This is a genomic window from Chryseobacterium paridis (assembly GCF_016595215.1).
GTDB lineage: Bacteria > Bacteroidota > Bacteroidia > Flavobacteriales > Weeksellaceae > Chryseobacterium > Chryseobacterium paridis.
In genome coordinates, this window is the sequence record NZ_JAENHK010000010.1 from 1,551,654 (window position 1) to 1,571,983 (window position 20,330).

The window sequence follows — 20,330 nt, forward strand, 5'->3', positions numbered from 1 at the left end:
TCAGAGGCGATATAATCTATTATTTTATGACACATCCGATCATGTGAAAAAATCTCCATTATAAAGTAAAAATCATCCATTTTATAAAAGCCCTTATTGCCACATCTTTGCAGTGTAAATAAATTCTTTTATATGAAAAAAACAGCTATTATTATTCTTTCTGATCCCAAAGCTAGTTCAGAAGAAGCACTGGGAAGAGTATTTAACGCTTTAGCATCAGCATATGAGTTCAAGCATGCAGGAGAAGATGTAAAGATTATTTTTCAGGGAGCAGGTATCAGATGGCCTGAACAACTTGAAAAGCCCGAACATCCGGTATATGGACTTTATAAGGAAGTAAAGGATCATGTACATGGTCTTTCTAAAGGTTGCGTTGCAGTATTTGGAACAGAAGTTTCCGGTTATGATCTGTTAAACGATAATGAAGTACCGGGAACTCCTGGCCTACCAAGTTTTCTTAACCTGAGAAATGAAGGTTATGATGTTTTGACTTTCTAACCAGGTGTTGAAACTGCCCTCAAATTCCGTATGAGGGTAGTTTTAAATAAAAGTGGTCCGTTATACCTCTGAATAAAAAGTTTAAAAAATATTAATTAAATTGCAAGCATCATGCTATCACAATCTGTATATACGCTCGCTAATCAACAGAATGGAAATTTGGCCTTCAAGCTGTTTGAGTTTGATAACAATAGTTATTTTGATCATATGCAGCGTAATAATTATTTCACCCTTATACTCATCACTTCTGGAGAAGGGCACGCAAAAGTGGATCTATGTGATTATGCATTTAAAGAGAATACCCTGTTTGCATTCTATCCTTATCAGCCCTTTATGTTGTATTCCCCAAAACCATTAATGGGCATTTCAATACAGTTCCATCATGATTTCTTTTGTATATATCGTCATCAAAAGGAAATAGCAGCTAACGGCATTTTATTTAATAACATCTATGAACAGCCCTTTATTCATCTGAATGAAAGCTGTAAAAGCAACATATTGAATCTCATCCAAGGAATTACAAGTGAATTAAAATCAGAAGGTTTCAGGAAGGATGAGGTGCTTGTTTCATACCTTAAAATTTTACTGGTAATGGCTACAAGGATAAAACTTGACCAGCAATCTGTTCAGAACGAAGGAGAGCGCAATGCAAAACAACAATTTATTATCCAGAGTCTGAAAAATGCAATAGAAAATAATTTCCGGATTAAGCATTCTGCAAGTGATTACGCCGACATGCTGAATCAAACGCCAACTTCTCTGGCACGGATCACAAAAAATCATTTTAATAAAACTCTTTCTGATCTGATCACCGAACGGATTATCATTGAAGCAAAAAGGGAATTGTACCTTACAGATAAAACAATTAAAGAAATAGCTTATGAACTCGGATATGAAGATGAATACTATTTCAGCAGAGTCTTTAAAATTAAAACAGATATCTCACCTCAAGTCTATCGGAATACCATTGGATTCAACAAAGGCTAATACCAATTACAATCTTTTTAAAAACTTTCAGCCAGTTTCTTGAGATGAATTAAAAAAAAACAAAATAACCATGGAATCCTATCATAAATACATGCTTGAATGCATTGAACTCGCTAAACTGGCATTAAAAAAAGGCAATCCTCCGGTAGGATCCCTATTGGTTTTTGAAGATAAAATTATAGGTAAAGGAATCGAATCCGGAAAATCGACAGGTGACATCACTCAACATGCAGAAATTCTGGCTGTAAAAGATGCTCTGAATCAAGGTTATAAAGATGTCTTGCATCAATCTGTCATGTTTACCACTCATGAACCCTGCATTATGTGTTCTTACCTGATCAGACATCATAGAATCGCAAAAATTGTTTTTGGGGTTTCTGTTCCGTTGGTTGGTGGACAATCTTCAGAGTTTAAAATTCTTGAAACAGAAACGATTCCCAAATGGGGAAAGAAACCTGAAATTGAATCTGGCTTGTTACAACATGAATGTGAACTCTTAAATGAGCAGTTCACTGTTCAACTTGCCAATCAAAAAAATATAAATTAGAATATCATGTAAGCCTTTCAAATTTGAAAGGCTTTTTCATGTCCAAAAATTACAAAGCCTATCAAGATCAGATCCTCATTCGCTATATAGGATTTAATGATCATGTTATTCCTGAACTGTATTTGAGAAATTTCCATTTGTAACTGATAGCAATTCGATTATTACTTTGGCAGTAGCTCCCCAAACTTTATGACCGTCCAGCTCATAGTAAGGTGTCAAAACCTTATCACCTGGAATATGGATCTCACTGTATCCCTTAACTTTTGGGTGAGTAAAATAATCCATACTCACTTCAAAGATCTGTTTAACTTCGCGCGGATCAAGCATGAAATCAGGCTGTTGAGAAATATATCCAACCACTGGCAGGACGAGGAAATTGCTTGGACCGATAAAAATCTCGGTAAGCGTCCCTAATATTGTTATTTTATCCCGGTTTATCCCAATTTCCTCCTGGGCTTCACGGAGTGCCGTGCGAATCAAATCTTTGTCACTTCCCTCATACGCACCACCTGGAAATCCTATTTCTCCGGAATGAAATCCATCATATGAATTTCGTAAAATCAAAGGGAAACAGATTTCATTCGCTGAAGGATATAAAAGAATTAAAACAGCACTCTTTCTGGTATTTTTATTTGGTTTTAATCCAAGATATTTTGCAGATAATGCTTCCATTTGATCATGGGCATTTTTACCTGGAAGCGTTTTTTTCAATCCGTTACAAAGTTGTTTAACAGGTAAAGGAAGGAGGTATGATGAATCCATTGTTTATAAATGTGGGTTCAATTTTTCAATATTTGATTTTTTACAATTTCAAATCGTCATACAATTGATCTGTATATATCAAATTATCAAACGATTAAAACTATAAGTTTAAAATCGGAAGAGGTCCTTTTTTAAAGTCACCTCTTCCTCATTTTAACATCCACAAGTACCTCCGGTACAGGATTGTTCATTTTTCATTGCTGCCACAGCCAAACTTTTCAGCCAATCGTCAATAATTGGTTTTAATCTGTCGTAAGGCTGAAAACCATTGGCCAATACTTCTACAATGCCATTTTCCATAGTAAGCAAAGTTGGAAAACCTTTAACGCCCAATTTTCTGCTCAACTGAAATCCTTCAAGTGTTTTTTGTTTTATTTCTTCAGAATGAAAAGTTTCCAGAAAGACATTCTTTTCAACACCTATTTCTGCAGCCAACTCAGCCAATATCACATCATTGGTAATGTCTTTTCCTTCGGCGTAGAATGACTTTTGGACAAGGCTTAAAAATTCGAAATCCCGATTGGGTAAAAATTTGTTCATGACTACCAGTGCACGACTCGATGGTTCTGTATCATAATAAAAATTTTCGGTAGCAAATTTCATTGAATGATCGAAGTATTGACCACTACACAGATTTACATTTCTCCAATGATATTCAAGAAAGCTCCTGTATTCATCTGTGATTGCCTGTGTGCTTCCGGGTGAAAATCCACCGGAAATAATCTGAAGATCAATTTCCGGATAGCTTTCTTTCAATTTTTTTACCACTGGACTAAAACCATAACACCATGAACACATCGGATCTGTAAAATAATACATTTTCATAACTCTACATTTTAAAAGTTTGTATAACAAAATTAGCATGTTATCTAACGGAGCTATTTCATCAAAAGTTCAAAAACTATCGGATAAAGTTTAGAATACTTAGTGCGTTTACAGTTGTTGCTGTAGTTGTTTGGGTGTATTTCTATATTTCTGCTTAAAGGAAGTTATAAAGTGCGCTGGCGTTTCAAAACCGACCTCATAAGCAATTTCTGTAATATTTTTTTCTGAGCTCTTCAATAATTCATAAGCCGTTTCCAATCTATGTTGTAAGATCCATTTTCCAGGATTCATTTTAAAAGTTTGATAGAACTTTCTTTTAAATGTTGACAAGCTACAATTGGCAAGAAATGCATACTGTTCAAGTGAAATATTTTCTTTGTAGTGGCTTTGCATTAATACCACTAAGTCAGGATGCAAATGGGTATCCAGTCTTCGGAGTTGCTTTTCAAAATAATGCCCTCCAGGTGCAGAAATTAAAAGTTGGAACAATTCCCGAATCTTGATTGGTAACAGAGGTCCCAAACGTTCCTGATCAATATTTGGGGTAAAATAAGATGTAAGATGCACAAAAAATGCCGTCATGAAATGATCTTCTGCCAGCAAGACAATATCTTCATTCGTTTGATCTACATTCTCTTGTCTATTCCTATTTGTACCATCAAATATTGTGTTTATCTGAGATTGCAACCATTGATCAGAAAAAAACAGAATAAGAGATTCATAACCTTTGTCTTGCTCTTGAATTTTATCAGAGACCAAATAAGATCCTTTTCTCATAAAAAATCCAGAACCTGCAGATACTATTGTTTTGCCACCGCAGGCAATAATTTCTTTTGTCCCCTGTACTACAATACTGATCATATTCATATGCACACACATATTGGCTTTTAGTATTTCCTTCTCAGATACATAATGCATCAGATAGATATCCTCATTCCAGGATATGGTTTCCGGACTTTCCTTTATAATTTTACTGCAGTTAAGATCATTCATTATTTTTAATTGATTGTATATTAAAACTGTTTTCCCTTTGTATTAGATTTCAAATCGTGAATCAGACAAAGTAAATTTGCATGAATAAACACTATTGAGGAATGGACAAATTCGGTATTATCATGGATCATTTTTTCAATTTGAGGATAAAGAATTTCATCGTTGAGACGAATAAGGTATTATAATGATGAAAGCTTGAAGTAAATGAAAAACGGGTTAAATTGTAAAATTTAACCCGTTTTTCTATTTAGGAAGTTTTTCCAAAAACTCAAGAATTTCAGTACTGATTTCTTTTAAATGCGTTTCTAACGCAAAATGTCCGGTATCATATAATTTTACTTTGGCATTCGGAAGATCTTTCTTAAACGCTTCAGCACCTGGTGGTATAAAGTATGGATCCTTATTTCCCCAAACTGCTAAAAGCATGGGCTTATACTCTCTAAAATAAGCATGGAAAGCAGGATATAATTTTATATTGGATTCATAATCTGCCATTAGATCCATTTGCTTATCAGCCATTCCCGGACGATCCAGAAAATACTGATCCAAAGTATAAGTTTCAGGCTCAAGTAAGGACAAATCGCTTACTCCTGTTTCATATTGCCATTTGGTAGTTTTAAATGACATTGCCGGTTTTATTATCTTTTCTTTCATTTCAGGTGTTCGGCTCTTCCAATATTCTTTCAACCCGTTCCAACCCCGGCTCATCCCTTCTTCATATGCATTTCCGTTTTGGGAAATAATTCCAGTAATTTTTTCAGGGTTAGCCAATGCTAATCGTAATCCTACCGGAGCCCCATAATCGAAAATATAAACAGCAAAACGTTTAAGTCTTAATTCGTTTATAAAAGCCTGCATCGTTTTTGTCAGGTTTTCAAATGTATACTGATAATCATTTGTACCAGGTGCATCAGTAAAACCAAAACCGGGCATATCAGGCGCAATTACGTGATATTTTGTACTCAAAATTGGAATGAGGTTTCTATACATAAAAGAAGAGGTTGGGAATCCATGTAAAAGAAGGACTACCGGTCCATTTTTAGGTCCCGCTTCTCTGTAAAAGACATTTAAACCATCAGCTTTCACGTTACGATAGTGAATTTGATTCGTTTCCATTTGATTTTTTAATTTTAATTGATTGGAAGATTGTGCGAATGAACTTCCTGTAGATAAGCTCAATATAGAAGCCCCAAGTACGAAAGTTTTGATTGCTTTTTTTATTTCCATTTTTCTTTTTTTGATGAGACAAAATTACAATCAATTTACGATTAAAAATAACGATTAATAATGATACATAATATCACTATAAATGATTAATAAACAATCTGTTTTTTTTCGTTTAAATAACAATCCAAAAATAAATAGCTTAAGAAGTCATTATAAAAAAATTAGTTTTGGTCATAACTTCTTCTTACCTATTCCTTATTTTTGTAAAGAATTAAACAGTTTAATTGTTTATTCTAAAATATGGACCATACATTTTCTGACAACGATCAAATTGGCGTAGTTTCTACTTTTTCTGAACTTGTAAATACCCGTTTTCATGGAGTTATGAATGCTATTTGCTGGAACAGAAAATTAGATGGGGATTTTAAAGAAATTGTATCAAAACTTCAATTACTGGAGAATATTACAGAAGTTTCCGCTGAAGATCTTGTAGCTCTCCAACTCTCAGAAAAGGGGAATATAGCCAGGGAAGTGATCTTGAATGATTTACAGTTATTAACTGATCTTGGAGCATTACCTTCACTTAATTTAATTCAATTTTATGATCGCGATGAGGAGCTCGATTTCTTTTCAACCGATGTATATTCTTATCATGTTGATCGCTCCCCTGTTCTGACGGATACTTTTTTATGTACCTATCATGGTGCTGCCAGCGAAATGCTGCCCAATAATCAGGTTGAACAAAAAATTTTGATTCCCGAAATCCGGGCACAACTTAAAGAATTGCATGATGGTCCGGAAGAGGAATTTGAAGACTTTCTGAAAGACTATTTTTTCGATCTGCATTATCAACCAAAACCTAATGCAGAGCCTATCAATTTAGGGCTGGGGCATCTTTGGCGATTAGCAGTAGATCATCCCGAGCAGAAAGTCTTACCTTGTGTTCATAGAGCCCCCATTGAAAACGATGGTGAATATCGATTGCTTCTTATCTGTTAATAATGATTTGATATGATATGTTATTTTCCTTGCGTTACCCTATAATTTTTGGTACATTGATCTTCATTATTATCAATTAAAATTTAACTCACATGGCTGATACAGTTATATTATCTGAAGGAGCAGAATTTGATCACGTTATACAGGAGGTTTCAAAATACATTCATCTTTATGTAATGGCATTTGAAAAGGAGGAACGGACTCTTACGCGCATAGATAAACGTGAAAATATGTATGGTGGAAAAGGAACTGTATACATGATACAAATGTTCGATCACAACGAGCTAACCAATAATCGCCTGGCTGCTTATATGGTTTTATTGAATAAAGGTGATGAATCCGGGTTTCACACCCATAATCAAAGAAATGAAGAAGAACTATATGTTGTCGTACATGGAACCGGAGAATATCGTGAAAGAACCGGAACACAAGGACCCGAACGAAAAAAAATACTTCAAAAAGGAGATATTACGGCGATCAGTTCCATTGGTTATCATTCTATTGAAAATAAAGGAGATGAGCCATTAATTATGTTTGTGATTACGACTAATAATCGATAGTAAGTAAATTGTAAGTTTAGAACACAAATAATAAAGAAAGACTAAAGTTAATTTAGAATTATTAAAGAATACCTTTCCACCACTGGCTTTTTTTAATTATTTTTACCTGATAATATGTAAATAATATATGAAAAAGATTGTATTTTCAGGAATAGTGGCTTTGGGAGGATTTCTAACCGCAAACGCACAGTGTAAAACGGTATCCACACTTATAGAAAATTTCGACACCTGGAAAGATATTAACAAATGTTGGACTGCCCAGCAAGGAAAAGCAATGCTTTACAGTAGTGATAAGAAAATCGTTTTCTATTCAATGAGCGATCCGAGAGAGAATATGTATTTGATTACACCCAAAATTAAAGCTGGTACCTATACCTTGTCACTGGATGCTTCGGACAATGGTGGAGAAACTACACTGGAACTATTCTCAATAGGTAATGCATCCGATACTAAATCATATGTATCCATAGCAAAACCCTCAAAAATAACAGGAGATAAAAAAACCTATACGATCTCGTTAAAAAAAGATATGAATTTGGGGCTAAAAGTGATGCTGAATGGAGTACATCAGGCCGTATACATGGATAATTTTTCTTTGACGCCAAAAAAATAAGAAGATAAAAATACATGATATTAAAAATCCCCGGTTTTGTTAAACCGGGGATTTATTTTTTTTTAATCACTTCGTTAACTATGATTTCATCAATCCAGAACTGCTGAATATCATATGTTTAATAATGTTTAAAAGGTTCTAAGTGGACTCAAGTAATTGTATCTACTGAATATCTGTTTACCACCAACTATCAACTGCCGGCCTTTGGCTGTCTCTTTTCAATTTAGCTGTTTATCTATTTTCATAAAAATATCCACAAATAATATCTGATTCTTTGTGAGCATTATATCTTATCTCCTTTTTTTCTTTTAAATATTTTACTCACCCGTTTCCATGATTCTTTACTCGATACATTAATGGATATCCTTACCTTTTTTTATATTTGCCTCACATTTATTGGAATTGCAATTTCCTTTTAATTACTAAACTGATAACCTATTATAATGAAAAAAGCTTTACTTTTTACCCTTGCCTTTGTCTTGCTTTTGTTGAGTGGAAATGCACAAGCACAGACAGACGGAACACTAGATACTTCCTTTGTCGTTGGGACAGGCTTTAACAGTGCGCCTGTAACTACTGTCATACAACCAGATGGAAAAATCCTCTTAGGAGGTTCGTTTTCCAATTATAATGGTATTGACCGAAACCGTATTATTCGTTTGAACCAGGATGGAAGTGTTGATACTTCTTTTATGATCGGAACAGGATTCGACAGTACTGTTTACACGATTGATTTACAACCTGATGGAAAGATTTTGGTAGGAGGTAATTTTACATCTTATAATGATATTGCTAAGAATCGTATTGTACGTCTGAATACAGACGGAAGCCTGGATACATCTTTTACTACGGAAGATGGATTTAGCACACCTGGTGGCATGTCATTTCTTCTGACGATTGCCCTACAATCTGATGGAAAAATTTTAGTAGGAGGCCGATTTGCGAAATATAACGGTACCAATCAACAAAATATTGCACGCTTGAATGCAGACGGAAGTGCAGATACATCTTTTTACAATGGGCCAAGAGCTGATTTTGATGTTAACGTTATTGCTTTACAAACTGACGGGAAAATTTTGGTAGGCGGTAGTTTTACCAACTATGGTGGTATTAACCGAAATTATATCACCCGTCTGAATACAAATGGAACTCTTGATACCTCATTTAATATGGGGACAGGGTTTGGTGGGAGTCTTAGTGGAAGTGCTGTTCGTTCAATTGCATTACAGACTGACGGAAAAATTCTGGTGGGCGGCTATTTTACAACCTATAAAGGGATAGCACAAAACCGGATTGTACGTCTCAACACAACCGGAAATGTAGATCCCTCCTTTATTATAGGGACGGGTATTGCTAATTTTTATGTTGAGACAATCGCTTTACAGCCTGATGGAAAAATCCTCTTGGGTGGTGGCTTTACCAACTATAATGGAATCAGCCAAAACAGGATCGTGCGCCTTACCAGCAGCGGTAGTATTGATGCGTCTTTTAATACCGGAATAGGGTTTGATAATCCTGTCTCATCAATTTCAATACAGTCTGATGGAAAAATTTTGGTAGCTGGCTACTTTTCAAAGTATAAAGGATTGGCTCAAGAGCAAATCGCACGTCTGAATGGAACAGGGGCATTGTCTGTGGCTGATGTCAGTAAAAAAGCAATTGTTTTTTATCCGAATCCCATCAATGATGTTCTTAACTTTTCAGAAGAGGTTTCTAATATCAAAATAACAGATAGTTCAGGAAAAGTGATCAACGAAGTTTCTGCTAAAACAAAATCTGTCAATGTATCCAACCTTGTAAAAGGTATTTATTTTGTTACAGCAACTACAAATTCCGGAAAAATGATTTCCAATAAAATTGTGAAGGAATAATAATTCTATTATAGTAGATGATGTTTGGATCAAACTCAAATTACTGGACAAGAAGTTGTTGGAACCATAAAATATAAAAAAAGGCGAGCTAGCAACTCGCCTTAATTTTTACAAAAACTTTGACATCTTCTAATTTATAATAAAAGACCAACCACTAAGTTACTGATGAGATTGCTTCTCCTTTCGGATCACAATGACTATTATTTCTCGATACAGAAAGTAAATTACTACCTGTTTATGATTATTTGCAGAAAAGTAGTGGCATGATTAGTAAAAGATTTCCAAGTGATCACAAAAAAACAGGAAGAAAAAAAATACCTCCTGATCATCAATAATGTGAAATGTAAAATTATAAGCCGTGCATCTGCTTTAATATTTAGTAATTACTCATTTGTTAATACTTACAAATTTGCATCATAAATCTTAGTATTTTTTATTTATTTTTCATCCTAAAATACAAAGAGTCCGGTAAAATACCGAACTCTTTCATTTTAATAATATTACCTAACCTTATTTGATTTCTTAGTATTTTATAAATTGAAATAATCTTTTAGTAGAATTTCAAATCAATGTCATAGATTTTTGCAGTAATAGGTATATTGAGGATCTATTCTATAACAATATTTTCTGATAGCTCTATATCCGAAATGTAAAAGGAAAAACCGTTGCCATAAATTTTTGTAATTAGTCCCTTATCAATTAATTGATTTATTAAGCCCATAAAACTACTTTCTTCAATATTTTCAGATATAGTATTTATAAAATCATAAATTGCTGAAATAGAAAAGTTCATTTTGTACTGTTCATTTATTACAGGAAAATAATCAAAAGAGTAATTTAATCCATTAAATTTAAAAGTAATTCCGGTTCCATGTATATGATATTCTAATTCTTTATTATTGTCTATTACTAAACTTTTCTTAGCTTCAATTATCTTTAACTTAGCTGCACGCAATGGTAAAATAAAATGATTAATATTTTCTAATTCTGATCTATTGTTTAAATTAAACTTTAATATTAAAAGGTTATTAAATCTAGCACAATTCGCCGCATATTCTTTAATTAGATTGTATAGTTTTAAATTATTCATTATAAAAATTATTTACCAAATAAATGTATTATCTCTTCTATATTTGAAAAGCCCCCCACGCTGGCGCGAGCGTCACGCTCGTTGCCCATTCATACATTACAAATCCAAATTCCCTGATCATCTTTATAGTCATTTTTTGTACTACTAAATTTCAATTAAAAAATTCCACAAAAAAATTTTCAGTCTTTCAAATACTAAAATAAAAATCCGAGAAATTAGTACTTTCTCGGATCTATCGATAACTTTCTTTTTTACTTAGGCACGAATAAGATACTAAATGGTAGCATCTTATTGATTATTTTAAAGTACTATCTTTATAATATTTCAGTTTACCTTCGCTGTCAACAAATTTTAAAAATCTCTCTAAAATAGCTCCCTTATTTTTAAAATTATCTTTTGCTTCATTTAGTGTCATATGATTTACATGGCTATACTTAGATCCATCATTACCTCCGTCATCTTCCCAAAAACACACCTTACAAATCTGATAATTCCCTTTTTCAAGAATTGTTTTATAGCTACAGCAAGAACATGTAAATAATTCTTTCGGAATACCATTAACATTAATTGGTAATTGATACAAGTTCTTAATCTTTTCCTGTATATATGATAATTTTACTCCAATATATTTATCTGTTATATATTCAAATAGCTCTTCTTTATCAAATCCTTCATCATCGATTATCTTTTCACGGTTTTCGATTGTCATCTTTGCATATTCATCTAATGATAATATATTTATAGTTGAATTTAAATCTAATTCTATCATAATTTTATTTTATTAAAGTTGCTGCATAATCGAGAGCATCTTGAAATGGTGTTGTTTTAGTCATCGCAGGATTTGCTTTATAAAATGTTCTGATCTCTCTTATATCCATTCTCCCTACAAAAACCTCCTGAGTATTAGTATTAAATTTTATTAAAAAATTTTTAACTGTCTTTTCTTGAATATGCTCACCCGTTTCTGCAGCAAAGCTTTTAGCTAATTTTAAATATTGTCCTTGTGTAATTTCCCCTCGCTGGCGCGAGCGTCACGCTCATTGCCCATTCACTAATTACAAATTTAAATCTATTTCCAAAATTTCCTGATCATCATTATAGTAATTTTTTGTAATATTAAATTTCAATTATAAGATTTCACAAAAAAAATACTTTCAGTCTTTCAAATACTAAAATAAAAATCCGAGAAATTAGTACTTTCTCGGATTTATTTATAAATTATTGATTTTACTTTTTTCGGACACGAGCGTGACGCTCGCGCCAGCAGGGTGAGATTCGTACGACAGCGAGGAGTCTGTTATTTTTACATCACTTACTACTTTATCAAAATCTATTCATAATTTTTTTTGGGGGGATTTAAAAACCATCTTCCTTCTGTTTTATATAAAAAAATATTATAAATAAGAATTCTGGTAAAAAAGGCAGGATAGTGAGAATCTATTTTCGCTATAAACTTAGTTCCATCTTTTTTCTCTATACATAAAAAATTAACTTTTGGATATTCTCCGTTAGGCTGTTTGTAATTTAATCTCTCATATTCATTGCAATAATCAACCATGTTTATTATATTCATTTCATCAAATTCATTATTAATTATTGAAATAATTCTATCAGTAGTCACTAGAAAATATGAATTATCTAAATTACATTCAATTATAGGTAATTCTTTTTTACATAATCTAACCTTTTCAGCTTCATAACTATCATTAACAAGTTGAGTATTCATTTTGTCATTAAAAGTAATCCAGTCAGTAGGTTTTCTATCTACAGATTTCAATGTAACTTCAAGTACTAAATTTTTAAATTCTTTTGCTTCCATAAATTACTAACGTAAAATTTTCTCCCAAACAACAGTGTCTCCTTCTCTACTAAAAAAATATCCATATTCTTTAGCCCAAAGAGAATTGTGCTTTAGGTTTTGGTTAAAAACCATATTAAATTGTATTCTAACTTCATTCATCCCATACTTTTTAGCCATTGCTTCGAATCCTTCTGTTAATGCTTTAAATACCCCCCGCTGACGCGAGCGTGACGCTCGTTGCCCATTCATACATTACAAATTTAAACCTATTTCCAAAATTCCCTGATCATCTTTATAGTAATTTTTTGTACTATTAAATTTCAATTATAAGATTTCACAAAAAAATTTTCAGTCTTTCAAATACTAAAAATAAAAATCCGAGAAATTAGTACTTTCTCGGATTTATTTATAACTTATTTTGGACACACAAGGCGCTGCTTCATAGAGATTGATATTTCATCTCAAAATCATAGACTATGTGCAGAGTATCTTTATTTACTTTCGTTTTTGTAGATATAATATTCTCTAAAGAAAACATCAAAAGAATTTAACTCTTCTTTTTGACTAATTATATCAATATAATCAGCCCAAGTCGTATTCTCTTCTAAATTAAACTTATTTTTTAACCAATAATAAAAACCAGATCGAAAATCATTTTTAAAATCTTTATTTTTAAGATACTCATTTACAAAAAAGCCTCCTAAAAAAGTTTCCAAGAAGTACACATTTTTCTCACGAAAGTACATTTGGGGTCTTTTTTCTATATGTAATAACAATTCTTCTATATTCATATTAATTCAATTTAAAAAGGTTTTATTACAGGTGGACGCATTCCAGGAAAACCTACTCCTAAATACCCCTCGCTGGCTCGAGCATCACGCTCGTTGCCTATTCATACATTACAAATTTAAACCTATTTCCAAAACTCCTCTGATCATCTTTATAGTAATTTTTTGTACTATTAAATTTCAATTATAAGATTTCACAAAAAAATACTTTCAGTCTTTCAAATACTAAAATAAAAATCCGAAAAATTAGTACTTTCTCGGATTTATTTATAAATTATTGATTTTACTTTTTTCGGACACGAGCGTGACGCTCGCGCCAGCGGGGGAATATTCCTTAATTTTTATTTATCTTTTTCTTTGAATAAATTATATTCTCTAAAAAATACATCTACAGAATTTAATTTTTCATTTTGACTTATTTTAAATATATAATCAGCCCAAGTAAAACCTAAATCAAGATTAAACTTTATTCTTAACTATTCATGAAAATTAGATTGAAAATTTATATCATTAAAGTTCTTATCATGAATTTGTTGACAAGATAAATATCCCCCGATAAATGAATCTAAAAGATAAATATCTTTTGTTTTTAAATACATTAAAGGTCTTCGCTCAATATGAGGTAATATTTCGCGTATCGTCATAATTTAATTTTAAAAGCTTCTTTTAAAAATATACCATTACTATCATCATTACTTCTTCACCAGAATAGAAAGTTCTTTCAACAAAAATACTACTTCATAATGAAGCAGTATTTATTTTTATGATCAGTTATTCTAATAAAATATTATTTCTCAGATCTGGATTTCTCCAATTCCTGTTTTAGGAATTCAACCTGCTCTTTTAATATCTTAATATAATCCTGTAGGTTATCCATTACCTGATTGGGAATATTATAGTAATTATTAAGGAAAGCTCCTGAATTGGTTGAGGTGTCGTTAAAGTTAACAACATTAGCAACTCTTTCTTCTTTGATTTCTTCCACTGGAACCTCCAGAGCCTTGGCAAGCTTCTCCCATTCATCGTCATATATCCTTACATCCCCACTTTCTTTTCTACAATAATTAGAAACATCCGTGGACAAGATTTTTGACATATATTCCTGAGTGTATCCCCTTTGCTTTCTTAGACTTCTTAGCTTTTCCATAATGTTTGTATATGTGCTTTGTACAAATATAAAGAAATTTGTTGTTTATTGTTTATTGTTGATCATATCTTATGTAGACATTTCAGAAATATTACAATGTATTTTGAAATAATCTCTGTATCTTTCTAATAATTATATATTCTTTATAAAAAGCTATCTTTAAGAGCTTATTTATGTAAGAGAACTGGTATTATAATAATTAAAAAAGTCCTCCAAGGTATTTAATAATTTTTCTATTTTCTCTTTCTCAATCAAGTCTTTATTTATATGTTCAAATTGAGCAAACCAATTCATATTTGGAGCGATAAAATCAGTGCGTTTCTGATACCATTTTGAGATTTCTCTTTCAAAATTCATATTAAGAGTGAATTCTAAGCTGTAAAAAAAACCTTCAAAAAAATGAATATAGTCTTTTAAAACAGCATTTGTTCCATCAAAAAATACCATACCTGGTCGTCTCTTAATAATATGTATTAATTCTATAATTTTCGTTTCCATTTGTACTATTTTACTGTTCTTTTTGAAACAATTTCAAACATTAAATCTGAATGATATTCAAATAGTTGTATGTATTTTTCCATAGTCATTCCTGCAGAGCCAGTTAATCTATCATACACCATTCCATTTTTAGTTGCTGCAACATGCCAACTCCAGCCAGAGTTTTCTCCTGCTACATTCCCCAGTTGATTTCCAAGCCTAGGTGTTATTTGCAAATATTCAGCTCCTTTCCCTAATGCTTCTACAGCTCTGTCTGACACAACCTCGCCTCCATTTCTTATTACATTTAAACTTCTTGCTTTACTTAGCCATTCCAAACAATTATTATGCACCAAAACTCCTTTCTCAGAAACATAATAATTATGGTTGCCTTCTACTTCAAAGTTATAGACTTTTACTTTCTCATCAAACAGTTTAATAGATTCTATAAGAGAAGCCGTTCCATCTAATGTGTTATGTAGATAAAAAAAGAGTAGTTTTTAGCTACTCTTTTTTTATTTATGATTCTATTAATGGAATATCATCATAATTATCAATATTCAAATTTAGAATATATTCTATAATTTTATCTACATCAGTTTCTGGACAATCTTTTCCTTCATCCCATACAGGGTTTTCAGGATAAAAAGATAAGTTACATTTACCGTCTTTCTTTAATATAATTATAAAATTGTATTTAACTTTTCTGCCTTTTATTGATAAATCACTTATATCACAACGAAGCATCATATCCTCTATTGTATAATTATTCACAGGATTGAATAATAGTGTCTTATATTCAATCTCTGATTCTTTCAATTGATACATAAAATAATGATACATTTCATATCGAATATCTGTTGTTACATTTGAAAGATATTTTGTGTAACTAATTGCTGCATAGGTATTATTAAATTTTTTTAAAGTATTGTATTTATTAATAAACTGCAGTTTCTTAGTAGTTCTCATATCTTCAACATCATAGTAAACGGAAATATTTTCTTCAGTTCCAAATACAATAACATTTTTATAAACATATTTTACGTAATTGTCACTTTGTTCAAAGTTTCTATTAAGATTATAATCATCAAAATCAAATAATGAATATTTTATTTCTTCTAGCATAATTATTTAAATTTATCTATTACAAGCTTCCCATTTCTATAAATTCCGAATCCTCCATCTGGATTAATAACTGTTGAGTTCCCAGCTTTAAATTGTTTAATTATCATTTTACCATCTACTATATCTACATTTTTTCCCATCTCTCCTACTAATTTAATTACCCTATCGTCAGTTCTAGTTTTATCTAGAAACTTAAGTACACCTTCTAGATGTTTTAAGGTTGCTTCTTGAGAAGTGAGAGATTTTGTTTCAATGTTTGCTGCATATTCTAAAAATTGAGCCATTCTTTCTGTCCAACATGTGTTATGTACCAAAATCCTTTTGTCAGAAACATAATAATTATGGTTGCCTTCTACTTCAAAGTTATAGACTTTTACTTTACTATCCAAAAACTTAATAGATTCTACTGGAGAAGTCCCTCCATCCAGAGTGGTCAAAAGCATTCCTTCCATAAGGCTTTTAGCTTCTATCCAAATTCCGTTTACATAAAATGGGTGCTCTGGTGTACAGGTAATTTCAGTACCATTTACTAAAACCTTAACTAATGAAGAAGAAGTATTATGGGATAATTCTACCACTTTTTTAAGTTCTTTCTTTCCCGTTTCCTCGTTATAGCTCCATACTCGGTCACCTTCTTTAATATCCTCTATTTTTTTAGTGCCATTTTCTACGGCTACTAGTGTTCCTTCTGTAAAACAAATTTTTATTAATCCGTTGGTTAATCTGCCTAAAGGCCCACAGATATACCGGCTTAATCCTGCCGCTCTCCAGGCTGCTGAAACGAGTTCACCTCCCACCATGGATCCAGGTAACTCAAGGAATAAAAATTTCTCGGCGGCAGACACAGATTGCCCAACCTTAGTCGTTTCTATTTGATACTGTAAAAAACTTTCTGCATTATTATAACTCATCGTACCCAATGCTCCACTTATTTTACTTCGCATCATGAAATAGTTATAATTTAAATTATATCCTTTATTCCAGGTCTTGGAATTTCCCTTACCATCAAATGATATTCCTTCCAGAAGTTCTTCGCCTGCTACTCCTTCATCAAGGGTTATCTGATCTAACTTGGTGTTAAGGCTCATATAATCTCCATTATATCCTAATTTAATAAAACTATCACTTTCAAATCCATTGCCTTTATTACTCCAACTTCCACCTAAATTAAATGCTTTTTCTATCAAAGAAGCTTCTATCATTCCGGTGGGATCCGTAAACATAATCGGATTATTAAAACCATAGCGATATGGTGTAAGATCTGGATTGCTTGCTGCCATTGGATCCACTGAGAACCAGCGTCCAATATCCGACATATAGTGGCGGGCTCCAAAATCATAGAATCCTATTTCCTGTAATTCTTTGGTTCCAAATTTATAATTTTTATATGTACCCGATCCAAAGAAAGAATTCCCAGTCTTTAGATGATTCATTCCAAACGGATAATAGTCGTTAGCATCTGTAATTTCCAGAGCTCCTGTACTATTTCTTGCAAAACTTATTCTTACATTCCCCAAGTGGTCTGTATACTGATAGACATACTGTCCTTTTACATAGTCATAAAAGCCTTCTGACGTTGGAAAAAACTGTAAATCCGGAGTTAAAGCTTCCATACTTGGAAAATCGATGGGATCAGCAACAGAATATGCCTCCATTTCGAGAGCCCTACTCGTTTCAAGGTTGGCTAGAGACCCTGCTTCTGTAAGGCCAACAGTATCTGTTTTTAGATATTGAAATCCATCAAGATAATCTGTTGTTTTTACTGTAGTCACCGATCCCTTCAATCCGGAAACTACAGTTGTATTTCCTTTTTGTAGTTTAGCTCCGTCTGCGCCGTATGTAGTAATAATGGTAACATTTTCAGTCGGTTTCCTACTATAATCCACCTGATCAGGAAGATTAAGATAATTATAATTAATAGCAGCAATCCCTTTATCAGCCATATTGACCATATTACCATTGAGATCATATCCAATGGTCGCCGCCCCGCCCTCATAGCCTGTTGAGTTTGAGGAATCATCATTGATGCTTGTCAGTTTATTATCCGCACCGGCATAATTATAACGCAGTCTATCGATAACCGTAGCAATATTTCCATTTTCAATAACAGAAGAACGATACAATTTTGTAATGTTACCATTGGGGTCATAGTCAATAGATTCCGTATTTTCTTTACTGTTTGGATTAACAGGATTCTGATAATATCCTGCTGTTAATCTATTAACCCCATCATAAGAATAGCCATAACGTTTCGGAGTCAATGAAGGATTAACACCTATATTTTCCACGGATCTCCAGTCTACTTCGGCAATATTTCCATTGTATTTTGCAGTTACATTTTTCCCTGAAAATAGAACTGTATCAGGATTGGTAATTCCTTCTTTCTGATTGTATTTGATTTTATAAGCAAATAGCTTCCCACCAAGATCAGAAACAGACATCTGGTTTTTATTTATATCAGTTAACCAGCCTCTTATATTATAGGTATAGTCTATACTTTGAAGATTGTTTCCGACTTTTTTATTAATCAACTGTGAAAGCTCATTATAGGAATTTTCAGCCAGTAATTCTTCAGTCCTGTCATTAATCTGATGAAAATGTTGTTTTAATCTATATTGAGGATCATATACAAAACGCTCCTGTATCCTCACTCCATTTTCACCAGGCTTTCTTTGGTGGCTGATATTGCTTCTTTTAACTACTCCAATGAAATCGAGTTCTGCTTCTGTTTTGGTAAAACCTCCTAAATGATTAATCGAATAGGTTCCTATCATTCTTCCCTTTGTATCATACCAGGTATAGTTCTTGGTCCAGTTATCATTTTCAATATTTTTCACATAACTAGCTAACGGTAAACTTTTGGTATTAACCGCTGCATTTTGGACATCTGATAAAACCGTTTGCTCTGGAACAAGAATGTACGCAGGCACTACAACATCTGTAGGAAGTGGTGGATAAGTATCATAATAATTAACACTTAAAATTTGAGCTATACTTGTAGGGGATGCTGTATTGGAATAATAAACAGACATCCCACTTAAAGTAAAAGACGTGGTACTCCTGGTTTCATATAAAACATTATTAGCATCAATAATCGTCTGTAAGGCTGCCCTACCATTGGTATTGTTGGATATACCAGTATAGACAACTCTTCCATATTGATCATATTTGGTTAATAACCATTGTTTCTTTTGTTCAAGATTAGCATCTCTTGACATAATGATCTGGTCGGCTTTATTATATACCATAAATTCCCAACCTTTTCCGGGAACTCTTTTTTCTACCAATCTCCCTAATCCATCATAACGATATTGATAACATAGATTAGCAACATTCGTTAATGAAAGAGTTCCTAAGGCTGAAGCTAATGGTGGTATCACATAAGCTAATTGGTTAAACTCATCATATACGTAATATGTGTCCAAGTTTTTGCTGCCATCATTCTTTCTAATTAACAATGTTTGTCCTTTACCATTTTTATACTCTACAGCAGTATTTCCATCTTCATCTATGACCGAGTTTTTCAATAATGTCTTTTCATTATAATATCCCAAAATACTCAATGGGGATTCTGTCCGTCCTTCTTTCCAGGTTGTAGAAACACTGTATTTTTTTACTTCATTAGCCGCATTAACATTATAATTATAGGTAATAGGTTTATTGGCCCACGCACTTCCTGTCCCAAAACTCTGCTTTATTCTTTCTAGTGGAGAATTTTCTATAATCTGTTCAGAATATATTTTTTCTGTTCCATATACAGCTGCTGCATTATCAAGAGGATGATCATAGATATTTCCATTTTGTGTCCCAGGCTGAGGAATTGGTAAGTAAGATTTGGAAGGTCTTCCATACTGATCATATGCCATATGAGTGACAATATCTTTTTGACCTGAAGAGGCTTTAATATCTACAATCTGTTTAAGTCTGCCAAGTCCATCAAAATACTGAACCGTTTCAGATTTTTTTACACAATCCGCATCAAGGCATGTCGTAGACCATACATAGTTCTCTGAATTTGTTTGTGCGTAAGACCATCCTACTACAAAAAATATACTTACTATATTTAAAAATCTTTTCATT

Annotated in this window: 21 protein-coding genes and 1 pseudogene; 7 read left to right on the top strand and 15 right to left on the bottom strand. The window is 32.6% G+C overall.

The genetic code is table 11. From position 1 onward, the window contains the following. The first annotated feature begins 132 nt into the window (after positions 1 to 132). The 3 genes from JHL15_RS16460 to JHL15_RS16470 all read left to right on the top strand — a co-directional run bounded on the left by JHL15_RS16460 (position 133) and on the right by JHL15_RS16470 (position 2,032). Positions 133 to 498, top strand: a complete 366-nt coding sequence (locus JHL15_RS16460; protein WP_200247495.1) for a DsrE family protein — start codon at positions 133 to 135, stop codon at positions 496 to 498. Positions 499 to 609: 111 nt separating this feature from the next. Next, the gene (locus tag JHL15_RS16465; RefSeq protein WP_200247497.1) at positions 610 to 1,485 is read left to right on the top strand and encodes a helix-turn-helix domain-containing protein; all 876 of its coding nucleotides are present in this window, start codon (positions 610 to 612) and stop codon (positions 1,483 to 1,485) included. 70 nt (positions 1,486 to 1,555) lie between these two features. Continuing rightward, a complete protein-coding gene (locus JHL15_RS16470) occupies positions 1,556 to 2,032 on the top strand; it encodes a nucleoside deaminase (RefSeq protein WP_200247499.1) in 477 nt (158 codons plus the stop codon). A 105-nt stretch (positions 2,033 to 2,137) separates the two neighbouring features. On the opposite strand, the gene JHL15_RS16475 is transcribed toward JHL15_RS16470, so the two are convergent. The 4 genes from JHL15_RS16475 to JHL15_RS16490 form a co-directional block, all read right to left on the bottom strand. Next, positions 2,138 to 2,794 carry an NUDIX hydrolase gene (locus tag JHL15_RS16475; protein ID WP_200247501.1) on the bottom strand — a complete coding sequence of 219 codons (657 nt, stop codon included), beginning with the start codon at positions 2,792 to 2,794 and terminating at the stop codon, positions 2,138 to 2,140. 153 nt (positions 2,795 to 2,947) lie between these two features. Then, positions 2,948 to 3,619, bottom strand: a complete 672-nt coding sequence (locus JHL15_RS16480) for a DsbA family protein (RefSeq protein WP_200247503.1) — start codon at positions 3,617 to 3,619, stop codon at positions 2,948 to 2,950. A 108-nt stretch (positions 3,620 to 3,727) separates the two neighbouring features. After that, positions 3,728 to 4,612 carry a helix-turn-helix domain-containing protein gene (locus JHL15_RS16485; protein ID WP_200247505.1) on the bottom strand — a complete coding sequence of 295 codons (885 nt, stop codon included), beginning with the start codon at positions 4,610 to 4,612 and terminating at the stop codon, positions 3,728 to 3,730. Between the two features lie 243 nt (positions 4,613 to 4,855). Continuing rightward, positions 4,856 to 5,839, bottom strand: a complete 984-nt coding sequence (locus JHL15_RS16490) for an alpha/beta fold hydrolase (RefSeq protein ID WP_200247507.1) — start codon at positions 5,837 to 5,839, stop codon at positions 4,856 to 4,858. A 240-nt stretch (positions 5,840 to 6,079) separates the two neighbouring features. On the opposite strand from JHL15_RS16490, the gene JHL15_RS16495 reads away from it, so the two are divergent. From JHL15_RS16495 to JHL15_RS16510, 4 genes are all read left to right on the top strand, one after another. Further along, positions 6,080 to 6,778, top strand: coding sequence for a DUF1826 domain-containing protein (locus JHL15_RS16495; RefSeq protein ID WP_200247509.1), 699 nt, complete (start codon positions 6,080 to 6,082; stop codon positions 6,776 to 6,778). A gap of 92 nt (positions 6,779 to 6,870) precedes the next feature. Further along, positions 6,871 to 7,338, top strand: a complete 468-nt coding sequence (locus JHL15_RS16500) for a cupin domain-containing protein (protein ID WP_200247511.1) — start codon at positions 6,871 to 6,873, stop codon at positions 7,336 to 7,338. 127 nt (positions 7,339 to 7,465) lie between these two features. After that, entirely contained in the window at positions 7,466 to 7,951 is a 486-nt protein-coding gene (locus tag JHL15_RS16505; RefSeq protein WP_200247513.1) for a hypothetical protein, read from the top strand. 443 nt (positions 7,952 to 8,394) lie between these two features. After that, positions 8,395 to 9,822, top strand: a complete 1,428-nt coding sequence (locus JHL15_RS16510) for a T9SS type A sorting domain-containing protein (protein ID WP_200247515.1) — start codon at positions 8,395 to 8,397, stop codon at positions 9,820 to 9,822. A 607-nt stretch (positions 9,823 to 10,429) separates the two neighbouring features. Here JHL15_RS16510 and JHL15_RS16515 read toward each other — a convergent pair. The 11 genes and pseudogenes from JHL15_RS16515 to JHL15_RS16560 all read right to left on the bottom strand — a co-directional run bounded on the left by JHL15_RS16515 (position 10,430) and on the right by JHL15_RS16560 (position 20,329). Further along, complete coding sequence (locus JHL15_RS16515) at positions 10,430 to 10,912, bottom strand: DUF6896 domain-containing protein (protein WP_200247517.1); 483 nt, start codon at positions 10,910 to 10,912, stop codon at positions 10,430 to 10,432. A gap of 295 nt (positions 10,913 to 11,207) precedes the next feature. Continuing rightward, positions 11,208 to 11,681, bottom strand: a complete 474-nt coding sequence (locus JHL15_RS16520) for a CPCC family cysteine-rich protein (RefSeq protein WP_200247518.1) — start codon at positions 11,679 to 11,681, stop codon at positions 11,208 to 11,210. A 561-nt stretch (positions 11,682 to 12,242) separates the two neighbouring features. Continuing rightward, a complete protein-coding gene (locus JHL15_RS16525; protein WP_200247520.1) occupies positions 12,243 to 12,731 on the bottom strand; it encodes a hypothetical protein in 489 nt (162 codons plus the stop codon). A gap of 6 nt (positions 12,732 to 12,737) precedes the next feature. Continuing rightward, a complete protein-coding gene (locus JHL15_RS16530) occupies positions 12,738 to 12,962 on the bottom strand; it encodes a hypothetical protein (RefSeq protein ID WP_200247522.1) in 225 nt (74 codons plus the stop codon). 242 nt (positions 12,963 to 13,204) lie between these two features. Continuing rightward, positions 13,205 to 13,504 carry a hypothetical protein gene (locus tag JHL15_RS16535; protein ID WP_200247524.1) on the bottom strand — a complete coding sequence of 100 codons (300 nt, stop codon included), beginning with the start codon at positions 13,502 to 13,504 and terminating at the stop codon, positions 13,205 to 13,207. A 784-nt stretch (positions 13,505 to 14,288) separates the two neighbouring features. Next, a complete protein-coding gene (locus JHL15_RS16540; protein ID WP_200247526.1) occupies positions 14,289 to 14,648 on the bottom strand; it encodes a helix-turn-helix domain-containing protein in 360 nt (119 codons plus the stop codon). Between the two features lie 171 nt (positions 14,649 to 14,819). Beyond that, complete coding sequence (locus JHL15_RS16545; protein ID WP_200247528.1) at positions 14,820 to 15,146, bottom strand: hypothetical protein; 327 nt, start codon at positions 15,144 to 15,146, stop codon at positions 14,820 to 14,822. A 5-nt stretch (positions 15,147 to 15,151) separates the two neighbouring features. Further along, positions 15,152 to 15,463, bottom strand: coding sequence for a hypothetical protein (locus tag JHL15_RS16550; RefSeq protein ID WP_234047796.1), 312 nt, complete (start codon positions 15,461 to 15,463; stop codon positions 15,152 to 15,154). A gap of 12 nt (positions 15,464 to 15,475) precedes the next feature. Continuing rightward, positions 15,476 to 15,574: pseudogene (locus tag JHL15_RS21375) on the bottom strand (hypothetical protein); the annotation flags it as partial. 70 nt (positions 15,575 to 15,644) lie between these two features. Continuing rightward, on the bottom strand, positions 15,645 to 16,250 hold the full coding sequence (locus tag JHL15_RS16555; protein ID WP_200247530.1) for a hypothetical protein: 606 nt from the start codon (positions 16,248 to 16,250) through the stop codon (positions 15,645 to 15,647). Between the two features lie 2 nt (positions 16,251 to 16,252). Then, positions 16,253 to 20,329, bottom strand: coding sequence for a DUF6443 domain-containing protein (locus JHL15_RS16560; protein WP_200247532.1), 4,077 nt, complete (start codon positions 20,327 to 20,329; stop codon positions 16,253 to 16,255). Position 20,330 lies beyond the last annotated feature (1 nt).